The sequence below is a fragment of the Pandoraea faecigallinarum genome (assembly GCF_001029105.3).
Lineage (GTDB): Bacteria > Pseudomonadota > Gammaproteobacteria > Burkholderiales > Burkholderiaceae > Pandoraea > Pandoraea faecigallinarum.
This window is the reverse complement of the sequence record NZ_CP011807.3, coordinates 598,461-618,836: the sequence shown is the minus strand read 5'-3', so window position 1 is coordinate 618,836 and position 20,376 is coordinate 598,461. Positions and strand designations below refer to the sequence as shown.

The window sequence follows — 20,376 nt, the reverse complement described above, 5'->3', positions numbered from 1 at the left end:
GCAACACCACGGCGCAATCGACGAAGCCGCGCCAGGGCAGCGAATGCCCTGGCGCGGCTTGCCATTGGGTCCGGCCGCTCGCGCGAGATTTACTGAAGCGTTACCCGCGCCAGCACATTCATGTAGTGGTCCAGCGAAGGCGTGCGCATGCCCGCGATCTTCGCGCGGTCGTCCCAGCGACGCAGGCGCAGCGCGGCCTGGGCGTGCTCGCGAGCGAGAAAGGCCGTCGCCTCCTCGTCGCTGAACACGCCTCCCTGCAACGCCAGACTGCGCACGGAGTCCGCGGACAGGTTGCCGTAGTACTCGGGGTCGATCGCGCACAGGCAACGCTTCGCGTCCACGTGAAGACGGATGGGATCGAGTACCGCATCGCCGAAGAGCGGCCTGAGGAAAGGCAGTGCGTAGTATTGATGCAGATCGTCGATCCCGCGCTCGGTGGGCGTTTCGCCCTGAAGATTGAGCAGATGGCCGAGATCGTGGAGAAAACTGGCAGCGACGAGCGCTTCGTCGGCGCCCTCGCTCTCGGCAAGCGCGCCGCTTTGCAGCGCGTGCTCCAGTTGGGTGACGGGTTCGCCGCTGTACGCGATCGAACCGAACTTATCGAACAGGGTGCGGATGTCCGGCAGGCTCAGGGCCATCGTGAGAACTCTCGTTGTCGTCGCGAGCAATTGAGGCGGCCCCGGCGGCGGCCGTCGCGACATCGGCAAGCGCCACCAGTTTCGACGCCTTGTTTTCCTTGGGCGCCTTCGGATCCTTCATGTCCTTGCCGTCCTTCGGCTTGTCGCGCATGCGGCTCTTGCGCAGCGCGCCGGCATCGTCGAGCACCGGATAGGCCGTGGAGCAGAACAGCGAATTGAGACGCTTCATGTCGCTGATGATGTCCAGATGCAGCGAGCTCGTCTCGATACTCTGTACCGACTGTCCCGCCAGACGATTCAGGTGGGTGTACGAATAGGCGCGCTCGAGATCGCGGAAACTCTCTTTCTCGGCCATTAGCCGCTGCGCGCTCTTGAGGTCGGTGTTCAGGAACACGGACAAGCCCAGTTGCAGGTTCGTCACCAGCCGCGCGTGCATGTCGCAAATCTCCTGCAACCCGGCCTCGGAAAACGACAGCTTGTGCGATATCTTCTTTTCTTCGACTTCGACGACCATGCGCTCGATGATGTCGCCCGCATGTTCCAGATTGATGGTGAGCGAAATGATGTCCGTCCAGCGGCGGCTGTCCTGTTCGCTGAGGTTCTCGCGCGACACGCGCGTGAGATACATCTTCACGGCGGTATAGAGATGGTCGACGTCGTCGTCGAGCCGGCGCGTCTCTCTCGCGCGCGCCACGTCGTTGCTCTTGATGACGAAGAGCAGTCCGTTGAGCATCTGCTCGATGATGTCGCCCATGCGCAGCGTCTCGCGCGTGGCGTTGGCCAGCGCAAGCGACGGCATCTCCAGCGCACTTTCATCCAGATGACGCGGCCGGGTCACGCCGTCGGCCTCGGGCTTTTCCGCCAGCAGCCGCACGCACAGGCGAGCCATCGGCTCGGTGAACGCCAGGCACACCACACAGCGAACCAGGTTGTACAACACGTGAAAGTTGACGACGGCTTGCGCGGGGGCGTCCGAGAGCCAGCTCACGAGCATTGGCGCATAGTCGACGAACGGCAGCACGATCAGACAGCCGATCAGCTTGAAAAGGAGGCTGCCGAACACCACGCGGCGACCGGCGGCATTCTGCCCCGCCGAGGTGAGCATCGCCAGCATGCCGCTGCCCAGATTCGCCCCGATCACGAGACACAGCGCCACCTTGAGCGAAATCACGCCGGACGACGCCAGCGTTGCCGTCAACAGCACCGCCGCGAGGCTCGAATACGACACCATCGCGAACAACGCGCCGATGAGGGTATCGAGCATCACGTCGCCCGTGAGCGAGCCGAACAGCACCTTGACACCGGCGGCTTCGGTCATCGGTGTGGTCGCGCCGACGATCAGTTGCAATGCGAGGATGATGAGGCCCAGCCCGATGGACACGCGACCGAGCTGACCCGCGCGCGTCTGCTTGCGCGAGAGGAAAAAGATAACGCCGAAGAAAATCAGCAGCGGCGAGAGCCAGTGCAGATCGAACGTCAGGATCCGCGCCATGAGCGCCGTGCCGACATCCGCGCCAAGCATGATGGACAACGCCGGAGCGAGAGCGATCAGCCCCTGCGCGCCGAACGACGACACGATGAGCGCCGTCGCATTGCTGCTTTGCACGAGGCCGGTGACGAGTACGCCCGCCGCGAACGCGAGAAAACGATTGGAGATGCTGTGCGACAGAATACGCCGCAGATCGGCACCGTAGACGCGCAGGACCCCGGTGCGCACGATGTGCGTACCCCAGATCAGCATCGCCACGCCGGAGAGAAGGTTGAGCAGTGTCAGCATGCCAGTGTTCCGTGATCTTATTGTCGACGGGACGGGCAGCGCATTGCGCCACCCGCATGACGCACGCACTGGTTTGCCAAACCGGCATCCCGCGTCAGTCCAACACTGGCGTCGGGATGCGTATGAAGTCTGCGCGTCATGCGTATCCCCAATCGGTACACCGTACACCAAATCGATCACCGCAACAATCGTGTCATCAATTTGTCACAATTTTTGCGCACATTCTGTCAGGCCTTGTTGCGCAAGGGGAACAGACCGCCCGGGAGGTTCGCCGGCCGTGCCGTCCGGGCCGGTTCGCGTGGCGGGTTGTCCGTCCCCTTGCCTGTGGATATCTTGCTCAGATTCCCCACGGCAGCGTAAAGGTCTTTGTGTTCGTGAAGCTTTTCATCGCTTCCTGAACACCTTCCTTGTAGCCGAGCCCCGAATCCTTGATGCCACCGAACGGCGTCAGTTCGATGCGATATCCCGGCACCTCCCAGACGTTGACCGTGCCCACCTGCAACTCGTTGGTGAAGCGCGTCACATAGTCGAGCCGGTTCGTACACACCCCCGAGGACAAGCCGAAGGCGGTGCCGTTGGACATGGCGATGGCCTCGTCGATGCTGCCGAACGTGAGGATCGGCGACACCGGGCCGAAGGTCTCCTCCCGCACGACCGTCATCTTCGGATCGACGCGATCGATGACCGTCGGCGAATACAGCGCGCCCTCGCGCTTATTGCCCACGAGCAGGCGTGCACCCTGTGCCACGGCTTCGTTCACGCGCGCCTCGAACAGGCGGGCGGCCGCCTCGTCGATGACCGTGCCCATGTCGTTTGCGCCGTCGGCGGGATCGCCGTACTTCCATGCGCGCGTTTTCTCCACGACCAGTTCGGTGAACTGCGCGGCGATGTCGCGATGGACGAGCATCCGCTTGACAGCCGTGCAGCGCTGTCCGGAGTTTTTGTACGACCCCTGCACGGCGAGGTCCGACGCGCGATCCAGATCCGCGTCTTCCATCACGATCAACGGATCGTTACCGCCCAGTTCCAGCACGATACGACGGTAGCCCGCCTTCGACGCGATGTACTTGCCGATCGACACGCCCCCGGTAAACGTGATCATGTCGATGTTCTCGTTCGTGATCATCTCGTCGGCAATCTCCATCGGATCGCCCGTGATGACTTGCAGCATTTCCGGCGGCAGCCCCGCTTCGTACAGCGTATCGGCAAGGTAATAGGCCGAGAGCGGCACCTTCTCGGACGGCTTGAGCACCATCCGGTTGTTCGTCGCAATCGACGGCGCCACCTTGTGCGCCACCTGATTCATGGGGTGATTGAACGGCGTGATGGCCGAGATCGCGCCCAGCAGCGGCTCGCGCTGCGTGACCACGCGGCGCTTCTTGCCGTGCGGCGTGAGGTCGCACGAGAACGCCTGCCCGTCGTCCTTGAGGGCTTCACCGGCGGCGAACCCGAGCACGTCTGCGACACGACCGATTTCGTAGACGGCGTCCTTCTTGCACAGCCCCGACTCCATCGTGATGATGGCGGCGGCCTCGGCGGTGCGCGCGCGCAGCAACGCCGCGGCCTTGTCCAGAATGTTGGCTCGCTCGAAGCGTGTGAGCGTCGATCGATACTGCTTGGCAATCGAGAATGCCCGGCGCACGTCGTCGAGCGAGGCCTTCGGCACCGTGCCGACCAGATCGCCCGAATACGGATTGAACACTTCGATGATCCGTTCACGGGTCACTTTTTCGCCACCGATGCGAAGCGCTTCGGCGCGGAACTCGGGATGCAACTTGTGCGGCGCGTTCATGGGGTTCTCCACAGCGTCTCCAACTGGACAGGGGCCGGGCGTCGCCATCGCGAAAAGGTTCGGGCGACGCCGGCTCTTACTTCATCTGGCTCGGTCCGGCATCAAACGTGGTTGAGCGCCACGTCGAGAATGTCGAAGTTGCGCAGCCGCGCCTTGCCCGGAATGCCCTCGGTCTTGCGATTGAAGAGCAGCGGCACGGTCTGCTCCGAGATCCCGCCGTGCGAGCGAAGCGGCACCGTCAGGCCCGACAGATCGTGGCGACTGGCGCTCGTGCCGAGCACGACCGACTGATCGCTCACGACAACGAGGTCGCCCACGCGGTCGGGCGGCAGTTCGAAGCGCGCGCAGGCTTCGGCATTGGTGAGCACGACTTCGATGCCCGGCAGCGCCGCGAGGCGCGAGCGAATGGCGTCGCGATCGGCGTTCGCGGGCAGATAGATCGTCGCGTACGAGCCGAGCGCGCCGTGGTGCACCACATACGGATCGGTGATCGGCAGGATCACGCGCGCGCCGCCCGCCTCCACGCCCTTGCCGAACCAGTCGTCGAGCAGATCCTGCAAATAGATGACGTTGGGCTCGCCGGTCTTCGGATCGTGTTTGGCGTTCATGCCGTGATCGGCCGTGAGCCCGATGACCGCGCCAAGTTCGTCCATGCGCGCAAGGTACTTGTCCATCATCGCGTAGAAAGCGTTCGCGCCTTCGGTGCCCGGCGCCCATTTGTGCTGGACGTAATCGGTGGTCGAGAGGTACATCAGGTCGATGTGGCGCGTCTCCAGCAGGCGCACCCCCGCTGCAAATACGAACTCCGAGAGTTCGGCGCTGTAGACGTCGGGCACCGGCATGCCCACGAGGCCGAGCACGTCTTCGATGCCGTTCTCTTCGAGTGTGACCTGATCGGCCTTCTCCGACGAAAAGCAGATCCCTTTCATGCGATAACCCAGCAGCTTGCGCAACTTGTCCTTGGCCGTGATGACGGCAAGGCTGGCGCCGGCGTCGGCAGCCGCGGCGAACACAGTGTCCGCGCGCAGGTAGGCCGGATCGTTCATCAGCACTTCCTTGCCGCGACCGCCGTCGGCGTCGGGGTCGAAGAAGTAGTTGCCGCAGATGCCATGGACGGCGGGGGGGGCGCCGGTCACGATCGACAGGTTGTTCGGATTGGTGAAGGACGGCACGACGCAGTCCCCCTTGAACACGGCGCCCTCGGCCAGCAGACGCTTCAGATAAGGCGCGACGCCGGCGGCAGCGGCGGCTTCGATGTATTCGAACTGGCAACCGTCGACGCATACGATGACGGTCGGCTGCTGCGGCAAGCGGTATTGACGGCCGTTCACTTGGATCTGTGCGGGCTGATTCACGTCGATTCTCCTCAAGAACTATTCGGGTGACCTGGGCAGACGTCGCGCATCTCTCGCCACCGCGAATGCTGCGCTTACGGCCGTAATCTCAACAAAGCAAAATCTTCAACGCTCAGCCGGCCTTCGCCTGCGCTGCGGCGCCCGGTGCGCGCGCCAGCATCTCGCGAATGCGCGTGCGCCCGCGCACCAGATGGTCGCGCGTGACCTGTGCCGCGCGCTCGGGGTCGCGCGACGCAATCGCGCTCACGATGTCCCGGTGTTCGCGCTCGGACTTCGGCGGCGCCGACGAATCGCCCGTCAGTGCTTCATGACGAAACAGGCTCAACTCCTTGACCAGACGCCGGTAGGTATCCATCAGCTTGCGGTTGCCGACCATCGAGACAAGCGTGTCGTGAAACGCGAGGTTCAACTGGTAATAGGCCTCGCTGTCGCCCGCCTCCACCGCGTGATGCATGGCCTCGACCGACTCGCGAAGCCGGATGAGCTGCTCGGACGTGATCGACTCTGCCAGCGTGCGGGCGACGTATTCGTCGAGCACACCCCGCAGCGCATAAATTTCCTCGGCCTCTTCCAGCGAGATGACCCGCACGAACACGCCGCGATTCTTTTCGGTACGCAGCAGCCCCGCTTCTTCGAGCGCACGGAATGCCTCGCGCACCGGACCGCGCGACACGCCGAGACGACCGGCCACCTCGATCTCATTGAGCTTGGTGCCGGGCGTGAGCGTGCCCGCCATGATCTGGCGCTCGATCTCGTGCTGGACGAGCGTGGTGAGCGACTGGCTCTGCAACAATTCGATTGCCGTTGGCGACGTGGGCTTCGGGGTCATACCGGTCTTCCTTATCTCTGGACGCTGGTGCAGTCGCGCGACGCCGGTGACATCGGGGGACAAACCGTCATCGCATGGGCGCGTGGCAATTTGTGGCATCACGTGATTATTTTTGTTGTTGACATTCAAGCACAGTAATTTGTAGATTGTCAACAAAACACATCCGACATTGCAGACTGGTTTTGCAACACGCTCGGGTAAGTCGGTTGCGGCAACGACAAAACCCTATCTGAATCAACGATTTCCATACTATTGGAGGTATTTGACGACCAGATGACAAACACCAAGGGTTTCAAGAAAACGACATAATTTGCCAATAACATGCAACAGATCGCCTCACAGAAGGCTTTGCCCGTACCCACAACGCGACCGTGATCGCGACCCACAGGAGCCATCCATGAATTCATCCTTGCGCCGTGCCATGCGTGCCGCCGCCGCCCTCGCCGCAGGACTTGTCTGCGCCGCGCAGGCCGGCCACGCGCTCGCCAAGACCACGCTCACCGTCTACACCGCGTGGGAAGTGGAAGTCATGCGTCCGTATGCCGAGGCGTTCCAGAAAGCGAATCCGGACATCGAGATCAAATACGTGCGTGACTCGACCGGCGTTGTGACGGCAAAGGTGCTGGCTGAAAAGGCCAATCCGCAGGCCGACGTAATCGCCGGGCTCGCGGCGTCGAGTCTCGAACTCATCAAGCAGGAAGGTCTGCTCACGCCATACGCGCCGAAGGGTTTCGAACAGCTCACACGCGCCTACAGCGACAAGGCGAACCCGCCGTCATGGGTCGGTCTGGACGTGTGGGGAGCGACCGTGTGCTTCAACACGGTCGAGGCGGCCAAGCGCAACCTGCCGAAGCCCACGTCGTGGGAAGACCTCGCGAAGCCCGTCTACAAGGGGATGATCGTGATGCCGAACCCCGCCACGTCCGGCACGGGCTTCCTCGACGTCACCGCATGGCTTCAGATGTTCGGCAAGGAGGGCGGCTGGAAGTACATGGACGCGCTCGACAAGAACATCGTCAAGTACACGCACTCGGGCTCCAAGCCGTGCCGCGACGCCGGCGCGGGCGAATATCCCATCGGCATCTCGTTCGAATTCAACGCGCACCGCACGAAGGCGGCCGGCGCCCCCATCGACCTGGTATTCCCCAAGGAAGGCCTCGGCTACGACATCGAAGCCGCGGGGATCGTGAAGACGACCAGGAAGCTCGACGCCGCCAAGCGTTACATGGACTGGCTCGTCAGCAAGGAAGCGAATCAGATGTACGCGAAGGACTGGGCCATCGTGGCATATCCGGGGGTAGCAAAGAAGTTCGAGACGATTCCCGAGAACTATCCCGATCTGCTCGTGAAGAACGACTTCACCGAGATCGCGAAGAGCCGGGAGTCCGTGCTGACCGAGTGGCAGAAGCGTTACGGCGCGAAATCGGAAAAGAAGTGAAGAACGCTTAACTTCCGATGAACGTCCGAGTGACGTTCGAGCGACGCCGGGCGATGGCCACCGGCGTCGCGTCCGGCCACGCCACGCAACGACATGCAGGAGGTCCCCCGAATGAGCGACGATCAGCATCAAAGCACGTATCTGAAACTTGCCGGCATTCACAAGCGGTTCGACAACACCGTGGTCCTGCAAGACATTCACCTCACGGTGCGGCGCGGTGAAATGCTTTGCTTTCTCGGCCCGTCGGGCTGCGGCAAGACCACGTTGCTGCGCATCATTGCCGGGCTCGAAGCGCAGACGCAGGGTACGCTGTCGCAAAACGGGAGAGACATCTCCCTGCTGCCGCCCATGCAGCGCGACTACGGCATCGTGTTTCAGTCGTACGCGCTGTTTCCGAATCTGAGCGTCGCGCAGAACGTCGCCTACGGACTGACGAACCGGCGTGTGCCACGCGCGCAACGGGAAGCGCGCGTGGCCGAACTGCTGGCCATGGTCGGGCTGCCCGATGCGGGCGGCAAATTCCCAGGCCAGCTCTCAGGCGGGCAGCAACAGCGCATTGCGATTGCGCGCGCGCTTGCGACGTCGCCTGGTCTGCTGCTGCTCGACGAACCGCTCTCCGCGCTCGACGCCCGCGTCCGGGTGCGATTGCGCAGTGAGATCCGGGCCCTGCAACAGCGCCTGGGAATCACCACGATCCTCGTCACCCACGATCAGGAAGAGGCGCTTTCCATGGCCGATCGCATCGTGGTCATGAATCAGGGCGTCATCGAGCAAGTGGGAACGCCGGGGGAAATTTATCAGCATCCGGCCACGCCGTTCGTCGCGGACTTCGTCGGAAAGACCAACATCCTGCCCGCCCGTCTGGGCGACGCGGGGCGCGTACGCGTGGGGCAGTACGAACTCACCTGCGGCACGCTCAACGGCTGCCGTTCCGGCGAGGACATTCGCGTCTTCTTCCGCCCGGAAGACGTACGCGTGCGCGATCTCGACGATCTCGACGACGAAGCGAACGTGTTCGACGGCGCCGTGGAGAAGATCGAATTCCTCGGGGCGTTCTCGCGCGTGACACTGCGCATGCATGCCTGCGATCACCCGCTTTATGCGGACCTCTCGCCTGCGGACATGCAGGCCCTGCAACCGGCCACCGGCGGTGCGCTGCGCTTTGCCGTGCCGAGCGCCGCCGTGCGCGTCTTCCGTCAGGGGTAGTCACGATGAGCTCCGTATCCTCGACACTCGATAGCGCCGCGCAGGGCGCCCAGCCGCAAGCGGCACAGGCGCCGCAGAGCCTGGCCGACCGTCCGCCGCCGTGCGCGGTGCGCCCGGTGCGCCTTGCGTCGCATTGGACCGATCGTCTCGCACAGGCACTGCTGCTCGTCGCGGCGGCTGCCGGCGTGCTGTTTCTGCTCACTCCGATGGCCGCGATTCTCGTCAAGAGCGTGCAGGATAACGACGGCCACTTCGTCGGCTTACGTCATTTCCGCGAGTACTTTCATTCGCCCGCGCTGTTCGGCTCGATCTGGAACAGCGTGTGGATTTCGATGGTGACGACGTGCATCACCGTGCCACTCGCCTTCGTTTTCGCGTATGCCCTCACGCGCAGTTGCATCCGCCACAAGACCCTGCTGCGCAACATCGCTCTGATTCCGATTCTCGGTCCCACGCTGCTGCCCGCCATCTCGTTCATCTTCTGGTTCGGCAATCAGGGGCTGCTGCGTCCGTTCATGGGTGACGTGGACATTTACGGGCCGCTGGGCATCGTGATGTCGCTCGTGAACGCCACGTTCCCGCATGCGCTGATGATCCTGATCACTGCGCTCTCACTCACGGACGCACGACTCTACGAAGCCGCCGACGCCCTTGGCACTCCCGCCCTGCGCCGCTTCTTCACCATTACGCTGCCGGGCGCGAAGTACGGGGTTATCAGTGCCGCGATGATCGTCTTCACCTATGCGATTTCCGATTTCGGTATTCCGAAGGTCATCGGCGGCGATTTCAACGTACTCGCGACCGACATCTACAAACTGGTGATCGGTCAGCAGGACTTTTCGAAGGGCGCGGTCGTCGGTCTGGTGTTGCTGGTGCCGGTGGGCATCACGTATCTCGTCGATTCGGTCGTGCAACGCAAGCAGCAGGCGTTGCTCAGTGCGCGCGCCGTGCCTTACGTGCCGAAACCCGCGCGCGGGTTCGACTGGGTCATGGCGGCAATGTGCTGGGGCATGGCGGCCATCATGCTGGCCATCCTCGGGATGGCGGTGTACGCGTCGTTCGTGAAGTTCTGGCCGTACAACTTCAGTCTGTCGCTCGGCCACTACCGGTTCGGTCTCGTCGAGAGCGGTGCGGTGGATTCGTACGTGAACAGCTTGCAGATGGCATTCTGGTGCGCGGTGTGGGGTACGGCGGCCATCTTCGTCATCGCCTATCTGCTTGAGAAGACACGCGGCATGGTGTGGCTGCGCGGCTTCATCCGCATGATGGCCGTGCTGCCGATGGGCGTGCCGGGGCTGGTGCTGGGCCTCGGTTATATCTTCTTCTTCGTCTCCGAGGCGAATCCGCTGCACAACCTGTACGGCACGCTCGCCATTCTGGTGATCGTCAACGTCGTGCATTACTACTCGTCGAGCCATCTCACGGCAGTGACGGCACTCAAGCAGATCGACCCGGAATTCGAATACGTGTCGGCGTCGCTCAAGGTGCCGTTCTACCGCACGTTCTGGCGAGTGTCCGCGCCGATCTGCCTGCCGTCGATCATTGACATCAGCCGGTACCTGTTCGTCAACGCCATGACGACGGTCTCGGCGGTCGTCTTCCTTTACTCGGCCGATACGTCGCTCGCCTCGGTCGCCATCGTCAACATGGATGAGACCGGCTCCATCGGACCGGCAGCCGCCATGGCCACGCTCGTCGTGCTCACTTCGATGCTCGTGTGTCTGCTCTATCACGGCGTTCAGATCGTGGTGGAACGTTATACGCAGGCCTGGCGGCGGCCGTCGGCGACGCAGGGCGCCCCGGCACGCAACGGCCACTGAGGGCCAGGACACTGTTGAAGCCGATGAAGTCATCCATGCTTTCGCCGGAACCGTTCGCGCCTGTATTCGCTATTTCGTTTGCATCGTCATTCGCTCAGTCCTTCGCTTCATTCCCCGCTTGATAGGAGGCGGTCATGATTCTCGGTCAGGAACCGATTCTGCTCACCCCCGGCCCGCTCACCACGTCGCCGGCCACCCGACAGGCCATGCTGCGCGACTGGGGTTCATGGGACGCCCAGTTCAACCAGATCACCGCCTCGCTGTGCCGCGACCTCGTGGACATCGTGCATGGCGGCGCGGATTATGTCTGCGTGCCGCTGCAAGGCTCGGGCACATTTTCGGTCGAAGCGGCCATCGGCACGCTCACGCCGCGTAACGCCCGCATTCTCGTGCCGGATAACGGTGCGTACTGCCAGCGCATTCTGAAAATCTGCCGCTATCTCGGACGAGAGGCCGTCGCCCTGCCCGTTCCCGAGGATCAGGCTGCCGGCGCCGCGGCCATCGACGAAGCGCTCACGCGCGATCCGTCGATCACGCACGTGGCGCAGGTGCATCTGGAGACCGGCGCCGGCGTTCTGAATCCGCTCGCGGAAATCGCGCGTGTCTGCCAGAAGCACGGCAAGGGATTGATCGTCGATGCGATGAGTTCGTTCGGCGCCGTGGAGATCGATGTCCGGTCGATGCCGTTCGACGCCCTCATCGCGGCGAGCGGCAAATGCCTCGAAGGCGTGCCGGGCATGGGATTCGTCATCGCGAAAAAGTCGGTGCTCGAAGCGAGCGGCGGCAACAGCCATTCGCTTGCGATGGATCTGCACGATCAGTACGTCTATATGCAGAAGACGACCCAGTGGCGCTTCACGCCGCCCACGCACGTGGTCGCGGCGTTGCGTGCCGCGGTCGATCAATTCCTGCGCGAAGGGGGGCAACCGGTGCGCGGGGAGCGCTACCGGAAAAACTGCAGGACGCTCGTGGACGGTATGGCCTCACTGGGGTTCCGGCCGTTCCTCGCCCCGGAGGTGCAGGCGCCGGTCATCGTGACATTCCACGCCCCGGCCGACAGTAAGTACGACTTCAAGGCGTTCTACGCAGCGGTGCGCGAGCGCGGTTACATCCTCTATCCGGGCAAGCTCACGCAGATCGAGACGTTCCGCGTCGGATGCATCGGCGCCATCGACGACAACGAAATGCGCAATGTCGTCACGGCGATTTCGCAGTCGCTGGCCTCGCTGGGCATCCGTCAGGTCGCGCCGCTCACGCGCGCCGCCTAGCGATCGCCCGAGCGCGGCGCTCGCGTGCCGCGGCTGCCTCCGGTAAGCTCTCGGGTGTCGCGCCCCTGCGCGCTGCCCTTCCGGAGGCTGTCCCTCATGCCGTCATCGAAAGCCACAGACGCAAAACCGCAGACGAAAACCAATGCCGCCGCGCCGGCAAAGTCCGCAAAGTCCCGAACGTCTGAAAAGCCCGGAAGTCAGCGCGGCGGCAAGCACGTCGACATTCGGTTCAAACGCGCGTACGACACCCCCGAGCCCGCGGACGGACAACGCGTGCTTGCCGACCGCCTGTGGCCGCGAGGTCTCGCGAAGGTCAAGGCGCACATCGACTTCTGGGCAAAGGACGTAACGCCGAGCACGCCGCTGCGCAAGTGGTTTCACGAGCATCCCGACCAATTCGACGAATTTCGCCACCGGTTCCTTGCCGAACTGGCCGAACTCGACGCCGGCCATAACGTCATGCTGCAAGAACTGCGCACGCGCCTGACCGAGGGCCCGGTGACATTGCTCACTGCCGCCCATCGCCTCGAAGACGACGAGGCGCATACCCATCTGCACGTGCTCCGTGACTTTCTGCAGGCGCACTGAGCGCATCGGCCATCACCCTGTATTGGGAATCGACACGGCATTCCATCTCTCAAAACGACGCGTCGCGACGGGATAACGCCGAAAAAGCGCACGGAGGCTCGCTTTGCCGGCGCGCGAGACGGGCAAAGCCGAAATTTGCTATAACACCGGGGAGCGTTTTCGGAACGCCGATGACGCGCCGGGCATTGTGCGCCCGTTCTCTCGCGTTTTTCCCGCTGCTTTGCTTACTTCCGTTGCCGCGCCGGCAACGTCATGCCTCATGCTCGTTCCACTGATCGTCGCTTGCGCGCTGTTCATGGAGAACATGGATTCCACCGTGTTGTCCACTTCCCTGCCGCTGATCGCACAGGATCTCGGCGAGAGTCCGATCACGCTCAAGCTCGCTCTCACGACGTACCTCATCAGCCTCGCCGTCTTCATTCCGGTGAGCGGCTGGATCGCCGATCGCTTCGGCACACGCAATGTCTTTCGCACCGCCATCGGCGTGTTCGTCCTCGGCTCGATCTGCTGCGGCATCTCGACCCATCTTCCCGAACTGGTGATCGCGCGATTCGTGCAGGGCGTGGGCGGCGCGATGATGGTGCCCGTCGGGCGTCTCGCGCTGCTCAAGTCCGTCGAGAAGCGCGACATGGTGCGCGCGCTGAACTACCTCACGATTCCCGCGCTGGTCGGGCCGGTCCTGGGGCCGCCGCTCGGCGGTTTCATCACGACCTATTGGCACTGGCGCTGGATCTTCTTCATCAACATTCCCATCGGGGTGCTCGGCTTCATTCTCGCGACGAAATTCATCCCCGATCTCTATGAAGACGAAGTCCCGCCGCTCGACGTCAAGGGCTTCCTGTTGTCGGGGTTCGGACTCTCGATTCTGATGCTCGGGCTGTCGACCATCGGCCGTCATCTGATCCCCACGCCGCTCGCGCTCGGACTCGTCGCCCTCGGCGCGGCCTTGCTCGCGGCATATCTCCGTCACGCAAAGGGGCTCGACCACCCGTTGCTGCGCCTCGATCTCTTTCGCATTCCCACGTTCCGTGCCGGTGTCGCGGGCGGCACGTTGTTCCGCATCGGCGTGGGCGCAACGCCATTTCTTCTACCGCTGATGCTGCAACTGGGCTTTGGCATGACACCGTTGGAGTCCGGCGCGCTGACCTTCATCTCGGCGGCAGGCGCCATGTTCATGAAGACGCTCTCGCTGCGCATTCTCAGACGCTGGGGCTTTCGCCGGGTACTGATGACGAATGCGCTGATCGCTTCGGCAACCATCGGCGGCTATGGACTCTTCACCGGCCAGACGTCGCACCTGGTGATTCTCGGCACGCTGCTGTTCGGCGGCTGCTTCCGCTCGCTGCAATTCACGAGTCTGAACGCAATTTCCTATGCGGACGTGCCCGGCCATCGCATGAGCCAGGCCACCAGCCTCGCCAGCGTTGCACAGCAGGTGTCGCTCACGCTCGGCATCACGATCGGTGCGGCGGTGTTGCAGACATCTTCCTGGCTGCACGGGCGCGACCATGTCGCCGCCGCCGACTTCCCGTGGGCCTTCCTGGTGGTGGGGCTGATCGCCGTGAGTTCGACGATCTCGATTGCGCGGCTCGCTCGCGACGCAGGCAGCGAACTGGCGCAGCGAACTTAGCGGACTGGGGGGCTGGGGGGCTGGGGGGCTGGGGGACTGGGGGACTGAGCGGTCCGACTCGGCCGGGCGGCCCTGGCGGACCGCCCGGGCGCCGGCCTGTCGATCAGCGCATGTTCAGCGGAAAATCACGGTCTTGTGACCGTTGAGCAGAATGCGGTGCTCCGCATGGAAGCGCACGGCGCGCGCGAGCGCCACGCATTCGACGTCGCGACCGATGGCCGTCAGTTGCTCCGGGTCCATCGTGTGATCCACACGTTCGACTTCCTGCTCGATGATCGGGCCTTCGTCGAGGTCGGACGTCACGTAATGCGCCGTCGCGCCGATCAGCTTCACGCCACGGTCGAACGCCTGATAGTAGGGCTTCGCGCCCTTGAAGCTCGGCAGGAACGAGTGGTGGATATTGATGGCGCGCCCTTCCAGCTTCTTGCACAGGTCGCTCGAGAGCACCTGCATGTAGCGCGCGAGCACCACGAGGTCGATGTTGTTCTCCTGCACCAGCTCGAACACCTTGGCTTCCTGCGCGGCCTTCGATGCGGGCGTCGCATTCATCAGCGGCAGATGATGAAACGGAATGTTGTAGCTCGCCGCCAGTTGATAGAAATCCTTGTGGTTCGAGACGATCGCCGGGATCTCGATGTTCAGTTGCCCGGTCTTGTAGCGGAACAGCAGATCGTTCAGGCAGTGACCGATCTTCGAGACCATCAGCATGACGCGCGGCTTGATGGACGCGTCGACCAGTTCCCATTGCATCTCGAACTGCTCGGCCAACGGCGCGAAATCGCGCTGCAACGACGCCAGATCGCTCTCGCCGGGCAACTGCTGGAAATGCACGCGCATGAAGAAGCCGCCCGTGAAGCGATCGTTGAATTGCGCCGAGTCGAGAATGTTGCCGCCGCGCTCGACCAGGAAACCGGCCACCGTGTGGACGATGCCGGGACGGTCCGGGCAGGACAACTTCAGGATGTAGCTATTTTCGATCGGTGCCATGGTTGCTCCTGGGCAAAGGCTTGCAATGTCGTTGCAGTGTTGAAATTCATGAACTCGGTCGGCAGGCCCGGGACACGCTCGCTCGCGCACTCGCCGGGTGCCTGGCGCCGGGCGCCGGGGCGACACACCGCCCCATCGTCCCATCGTCGAAATGCCGGGCTTACTCGTCCGCCGGCTTGAACAGCGCCTCGATACCCGCACAGTCCTTCGCGCGAATCGCCCCCTCGCGCAGCAGGAAATCGAGACTCGCGAGGCTCGCGTCGACGGTCATCTTGCCGCGCGCGATCACGTCGCGTACGTTCCCCGCCGAGCACAGCCAGTGGGCGCTCGCCTCGCCGTCCTGATTTTCGGGAACGAAGCCGCGCGGCAGCGCGAGATCGTAGACGAAAATCTGCTCGGACTGCACACCCTCCGGAATCTCCGCAAGTATGTGCAGCGTACGGCCCGGGCGCGCCTCGTTGGCCAGATACGCCGGGATGCCGGCTTCTTCCCAGCATTCCTTGACGAGCGTGTCGCCCACGCCGATGCCGTTTCCGATCCCGCCCGCGGCCGCATTGTCCAGGCAGCCGGGGTCGGTCGCCTTGAGCACGCTGCGGCGCGCGATCCACATCTTCGGCGCTTCACCGACGAAACGGGCGGGCACGTAACCGTTCACGTGGACGGCAAACGTACGCGTGCCGAAAAAGCGGGAGGCGGCGCGTTCGATCCATGCGAGCGGCGCGTCGTAAAGACGCTGGCGGATCGCGTAACGCTCGTTGCGCCACCCGGTGATGCGCCCCTCGGCGGCGAGCGTCTCGATCACGGGCGCAAGCGCCGCCGTGCGCGCGTCGCACGTGTCGTGACGCGGATGGATACGCACGGCGAGCGAGCTGATCTCGAACACGTCGGGCCAGCGGCACAGCGACTCGACATCGCTACGGCGAATCCATCCATAACGCTGCGAGCCGATCACGAGCGGCAGATGCGCTCTGTCGTCGAAGCGGCGTGCCGCCGCAATACAGGCAAAAGACATACGTCGAAGACCGGACGCGCGCCAGACACTGACGCACGAAAACGAGGCAAAAGCGGCATTTTACAGAAGCGGCGGCGAGTTCGCCGTGGCAGCGGTTTTGTGACCTACCCCTTCACGCGCTCGCCTTTCGGGTCGTACAACGCGCGCAGCTGCACGCGAGCGTCGAGTCGTTCGCCTGCAAGGTCGACCTGATAGCGGCCCGCGTCGACGTATTCGGGCGTCACCGGCCCGTCCGGATTCGTGAGGAACGCGAGACCCACCGGCGCATCGACGGTATGACCGAACGCCGCCGAGGAGATGAACCCGACAGGCTGTCCGTCACGCAGCACAGCCTCGCCGCCCCAAAGCATCCGGTCGCCCGCGCCGTCCAGCGCCACACTCACGAGCCGGCGCCTCGCCCCCTTCGATCTGGCGAGTTCGACGGCCGTGCGTCCGGTGAACGCGATATCGCTTGCGAGCTTGCAGGCGAACGTCAGCCCCGCTTCGACCGGATTGACGTCCGGCGTGAGTTCCCGCCCCCATGCGCGATAGCCCTTCTCGATGCGCAACGAATCGATCGCGTAATAGCCCGCGTCTTTCAGGCCGAAAGCCCCGCCTGCCGCATGCAGCGCCTCATAGACGCCCACCGCAAATTCGACCGGCACATACAGTTCCCAGCCAAGTTCACCCACGTAGGTCAGACGGGTCGCGCGCACCGTCGCATAGCCGAGATCGATCTCCCGGCTTGAGCCAAACGGGAACGCCTCGTTGGAGAAATCGGCCTTGGAGACCTGCTGCAACAGCGCACGAGCGTTCGGCCCCATGAGCGCGAGCACGGCGTATTGCCCGGTCACGTCGACCACCGTGCAGCGTGGGTCGCCGGGCAGGCTTGCGATGCGCCGCTCCAGAAAATCCATGTCCCGTACCGCCTGCGCGGAGCCTGTCACCATGAGGTATCGATCGGGAGCGAGTCGCGTGAGCGTGAAGTCCGACTCGTAGCCGCCGCGTTCGTTGAGCATGGCGGTATAGACGGTGCGCCCCGGCGCGACGGCAACGTCGTTGCTGCACAGGGTCTGCAATACCTGTTCGGCGTCACGGCCCTTGATGAGCAGCTTCGAGAACGAACTCATGTCGAAAAGCGCCACCGCCTCGCGGCATGCGCGATGCTCCGCCGCACTCCACGCGTGCCAGTTCTGCTGCCCGAAGCTGTACTCGATCTTTGCCTCGGCGGGCGACGGCGCGAAGAAATTCGGCCGCTCCCATCCCATCTTGCTGCCGAAGCACGCCCCCTTGTCGAGCAACGTTGCGTACAGCGGCGAGCGGCGGAACGGCCGCGCGGTATCCAGTTCACGGTTCGGCCACGGCATGGCGTAATGCAGGCCGAGCGTTTCCTTCACACGATCGTGCAGCCACGTGTCGTTGCCGTTGAAACCGGCAAAGCGGCGGATGTCCACGGGCCAGAGATCCATCGTCGGCTCGCCCGCGACGATCCACTCGGCGAGCGCCATGCCCGCGCCGCCCGCCGACGCGATGCCCATCGAATTGAAGCCTGCGCCGACGTAGAAATTCCGCAACTCGGGCGCTTCGCCGAGAATGAAGTTGTTATCCGGCGTGAACGACTCCGGCCCGTTGTAGAACTGCCGGATCTGCGCCGTCTCCAGTGCCGGCACCCGGATGAGGGCGTTCTCCATGAGGATTTCGAACTGGTCCCAGTCGTCGGGCAGCAACTGAAACTCGAAATTCTCCGGAATGCCGTTCATGCCCCACGGCTTCGCATTCGGCTCGAAGCCGCCCATCACCAGACCGCCGACTTCTTCCTTGAAATAGATGTAGCCGTCCGGGTCGCGCATGACCGGCAGGTCCGTGTGCACACCCGGGATACGTTCCGTCACGATGTAATAGTGCTCGGCCGAGTGCAGCGGCACGGTAACCCCGCACATGCGCCCCACGGCCTTGGCCCACTGCCCCGCGCAGTTCACGACGATCTCGGCGTCGATGCGCCCGCTCTCGCCCGCCTTGTTCCGCCACGACACGCCCGTCGCCGTGGGTATGCCGTTGGGCGACGCCGTATGAATCTGTGTGATCCGCGTGTTCTCGGCGATGCGCACGCCGCGGCTGCGCGCCCCTCGCGCCAGGGCCTGCGTGAGATCCGTGGGGTTGGCCTTGCCGTCGCCGGGCAGCCATACCGCGCCGACCAGATCGTCGGTGCGCATCACTGGCCACAACTCGCCAGCCTCGCGCGGCGAAATCACGTCGCATTGCACGCCGTAAGCGCGCGCGACGGCCGCCGTGCGCTTGAGTTGTGTCATGCGCTCCTGGCTGCGCGCCACGGACAGCGAGCCGCATTGCTTCCACCCCGTGCCCAGCCCCGTCTCCGCTTCCAGTTCGCTGTACAGCTTGGTGGAATAGCGGATGAGCTTCGTCATGCTTTCCTGCGAGCGCAATTGTCCGACGAGCCCGGCCGCGTGCCACGTCGTGCCGCAGGACAGTTGCCCCTGCTCCAGCAGGACAACGTCCGACCAGCCGAGTTTGGCGAGGTGATACGCGACGGAACAACCGACGATACCGCCGCCGACGATGACGACGCGGGCATGGGTGGGCATGGCTGAGGGCATGGACTGGCTCCGAAAAGGCTCGCACCGGCCAACGCCGGGCAATTGTCGTGGGGGATGGCGCCAGACTACGCGACCTTCACGCCCATTGCAATAATTTGCAACATAACAACACTTATTGCAACAGAGAAGCGACGACACATGGGTGACACCCATGTCGCTTCATCTCGCCCTGCGCCGCTCCCAAGGTTCCGTCCGCCCTGTTGTGGCTTGCTTTCATCGTGAGTTTACGAAAAAATATACGACGTATAAATAAAATTGGACATCATGACGACCGCCCACGTGTTCATCGCCACGAGTCTGGACGGCTACATCGCCCGGCCCGACGGCGACATCGACTGGTTGTTGCAACGCGACGATCCCGCCGAGGATCACGGTTACGCCGCATTCATTGCCGACAAGGACGCGATCGTGATGGGGCGCGGCACTTACGAGAAGGTGCGCGCCATGGGACCGTGGACATACGAGTTGCCCGTGACAGTGCTCTCGACGCAACTGGCAGGCACCCCTGTGCCGGAAGCGCTCAAGGGCAAGGTGCGCTTTTCCGACCTGCCCCCTCGTGCGCTGCTAGACGCGCTCGCGCGGGAAAACGTCCAACGGATCTATGTCGACGGGGGACAAACCGTGCAGTCGTTTCTGCGCGACGGACTGATCGCCGACCTCGTCGTCACCACGGTGCCGCTGCTGATCGGCGCGGGAAAGCCACTGTTCGGTGCGTTGACGAAGGACATCGACATGCAACTCGTCGCCAGCCGCTGCTTTCCTTCGGGGTTGGTGCAGTCCACTTACCGCGTGGTGACGGCATGAGGGCGGTGGCATGAGGACCATGGCATGAGACGGCCGCGTGGAAGACCCGCGCAGGGCACTGGCGTCACGCGAGAGGCGATCGTCGCGACGGCGCTCGCGTTGCTCGACGAAAAGAGCGAGGGGGGCGAGGGCGGACGGGGACTGAGCATGCGCGCGCTCGCCGCCCGGCTCGGCGTCACGCCCATGAGCCTGTATCACCACATCGGCGATCACGCCGGGCTGTTGCGTGCAGTCTCGGACGAGGTCTATGCCAGCGTGCTGGAGGGGATCGAGACGGGCCTGACGTGCCGCGCGGAAATCCGGGAAATATTGATCCGCTATCACGACGCCGTATGCCGCCATCCGCAACTGACCCTCGCCATTTTCGCGACACCCCGCGCGTTTGCCGGTGTGACGCGGCGGATCACCGACCGTCTGACCGGCTTGTTGCGCGCCATGACGACGGCTCCCGAGCTTTGGCGGGACATCCTCATCGATCATGCACATGGCAGCGGCCTGCCGTTTGCACACAACGACCACGCCGGCGCGTTGCCGGCACCGGACGATAGCGCCTACCGGCAAGCGCTCGACTGTCTTCTGGACGGACTGGCGGCCCCGAGGTCGCCCGCCGGCCGCAACTTCCCGGGCACCGCCTGATC

16 protein-coding genes are annotated in these 20,376 nt (G+C 63.7%); 8 read left to right on the top strand and 8 right to left on the bottom strand.

Going from position 1 to position 20,376, the window contains the following annotated elements; genetic code table 11:
• Positions 1–89 precede the first annotated feature (89 nt).
• From AB870_RS02835 to AB870_RS02815, 5 genes are all read right to left on the bottom strand, one after another.
• The gene (locus AB870_RS02835) at positions 90–638 is read right to left on the bottom strand and encodes a phosphonate degradation HD-domain oxygenase (protein ID WP_047908725.1); all 549 of its coding nucleotides are present in this window, start codon (positions 636–638) and stop codon (positions 90–92) included.
• Complete coding sequence (locus tag AB870_RS02830; RefSeq protein WP_047906855.1) at positions 598–2,415, bottom strand: Na/Pi cotransporter family protein; 1,818 nt, start codon at positions 2,413–2,415, stop codon at positions 598–600. Before AB870_RS02830 ends, AB870_RS02835 begins: the two co-directional genes overlap by 41 nt.
• 337 nt (positions 2,416–2,752) lie before the next feature.
• Entirely contained in the window at positions 2,753–4,207 is a 1,455-nt protein-coding gene (gene phnY, locus AB870_RS02825; protein WP_047906854.1) for a phosphonoacetaldehyde dehydrogenase, read from the bottom strand.
• Between the two features lie 101 nt (positions 4,208–4,308).
• The gene (phnA, locus tag AB870_RS02820) at positions 4,309–5,562 is read right to left on the bottom strand and encodes a phosphonoacetate hydrolase (RefSeq protein WP_047906853.1); all 1,254 of its coding nucleotides are present in this window, start codon (positions 5,560–5,562) and stop codon (positions 4,309–4,311) included.
• A 112-nt stretch (positions 5,563–5,674) separates the two neighbouring features.
• Positions 5,675–6,391, bottom strand: a complete 717-nt coding sequence (locus AB870_RS02815; RefSeq protein ID WP_047906852.1) for a phosphonate utilization associated transcriptional regulator — start codon at positions 6,389–6,391, stop codon at positions 5,675–5,677.
• A 397-nt stretch (positions 6,392–6,788) separates the two neighbouring features.
• Here AB870_RS02815 and AB870_RS02810 point away from each other — a divergent pair, with 397 nt between their 5' ends.
• From AB870_RS02810 to AB870_RS02785, 6 genes are all read left to right on the top strand, one after another.
• Positions 6,789–7,829 (top strand): putative 2-aminoethylphosphonate ABC transporter substrate-binding protein, encoded by a 1,041-nt coding sequence (locus AB870_RS02810; RefSeq protein ID WP_047906851.1) that lies wholly within the window; start codon positions 6,789–6,791, stop codon positions 7,827–7,829.
• 111 nt (positions 7,830–7,940) lie between these two features.
• Positions 7,941–9,035 (top strand): putative 2-aminoethylphosphonate ABC transporter ATP-binding protein, encoded by a 1,095-nt coding sequence (locus AB870_RS02805; protein WP_157112211.1) that lies wholly within the window; start codon positions 7,941–7,943, stop codon positions 9,033–9,035.
• A gap of 5 nt (positions 9,036–9,040) precedes the next feature.
• On the top strand, positions 9,041–10,855 hold the full coding sequence (locus tag AB870_RS02800) for a putative 2-aminoethylphosphonate ABC transporter permease subunit (protein ID WP_084663258.1): 1,815 nt from the start codon (positions 9,041–9,043) through the stop codon (positions 10,853–10,855).
• 134 nt (positions 10,856–10,989) lie between these two features.
• Positions 10,990–12,123, top strand: coding sequence for a 2-aminoethylphosphonate--pyruvate transaminase (locus tag AB870_RS02795; RefSeq protein WP_047906849.1), 1,134 nt, complete (start codon positions 10,990–10,992; stop codon positions 12,121–12,123).
• Positions 12,124–12,219: 96 nt separating this feature from the next.
• Complete coding sequence (locus tag AB870_RS02790; RefSeq protein WP_084663256.1) at positions 12,220–12,711, top strand: DUF488 domain-containing protein; 492 nt, start codon at positions 12,220–12,222, stop codon at positions 12,709–12,711.
• 259 nt (positions 12,712–12,970) lie between these two features.
• Positions 12,971–14,341, top strand: a complete 1,371-nt coding sequence (locus AB870_RS02785; RefSeq protein ID WP_047906848.1) for an MFS transporter — start codon at positions 12,971–12,973, stop codon at positions 14,339–14,341.
• Between the two features lie 114 nt (positions 14,342–14,455).
• On the opposite strand, the gene purU is transcribed toward AB870_RS02785, so the two are convergent.
• The 3 genes from purU to AB870_RS02770 all read right to left on the bottom strand — a co-directional run bounded on the left by purU (position 14,456) and on the right by AB870_RS02770 (position 18,934).
• Positions 14,456–15,328, bottom strand: a complete 873-nt coding sequence (gene purU / locus AB870_RS02780) for a formyltetrahydrofolate deformylase (RefSeq protein WP_047906847.1) — start codon at positions 15,326–15,328, stop codon at positions 14,456–14,458.
• A gap of 160 nt (positions 15,329–15,488) precedes the next feature.
• Entirely contained in the window at positions 15,489–16,340 is an 852-nt protein-coding gene (locus AB870_RS02775; RefSeq protein WP_047906846.1) for an NUDIX hydrolase, read from the bottom strand.
• 104 nt (positions 16,341–16,444) lie between these two features.
• Positions 16,445–18,934 carry a GcvT family protein gene (locus tag AB870_RS02770; protein WP_047906845.1) on the bottom strand — a complete coding sequence of 830 codons (2,490 nt, stop codon included), beginning with the start codon at positions 18,932–18,934 and terminating at the stop codon, positions 16,445–16,447.
• 264 nt (positions 18,935–19,198) lie between these two features.
• Between AB870_RS02770 and AB870_RS02765 the strand changes: the two genes are divergently transcribed.
• Both AB870_RS02765 and AB870_RS02760 read left to right on the top strand, forming a co-directional pair.
• On the top strand, positions 19,199–19,738 hold the full coding sequence (locus tag AB870_RS02765) for a dihydrofolate reductase family protein (protein WP_047908722.1): 540 nt from the start codon (positions 19,199–19,201) through the stop codon (positions 19,736–19,738).
• Between the two features lie 24 nt (positions 19,739–19,762).
• Positions 19,763–20,374 (top strand): TetR/AcrR family transcriptional regulator, encoded by a 612-nt coding sequence (locus AB870_RS02760; protein WP_047906844.1) that lies wholly within the window; start codon positions 19,763–19,765, stop codon positions 20,372–20,374.
• Positions 20,375–20,376 lie beyond the last annotated feature (2 nt).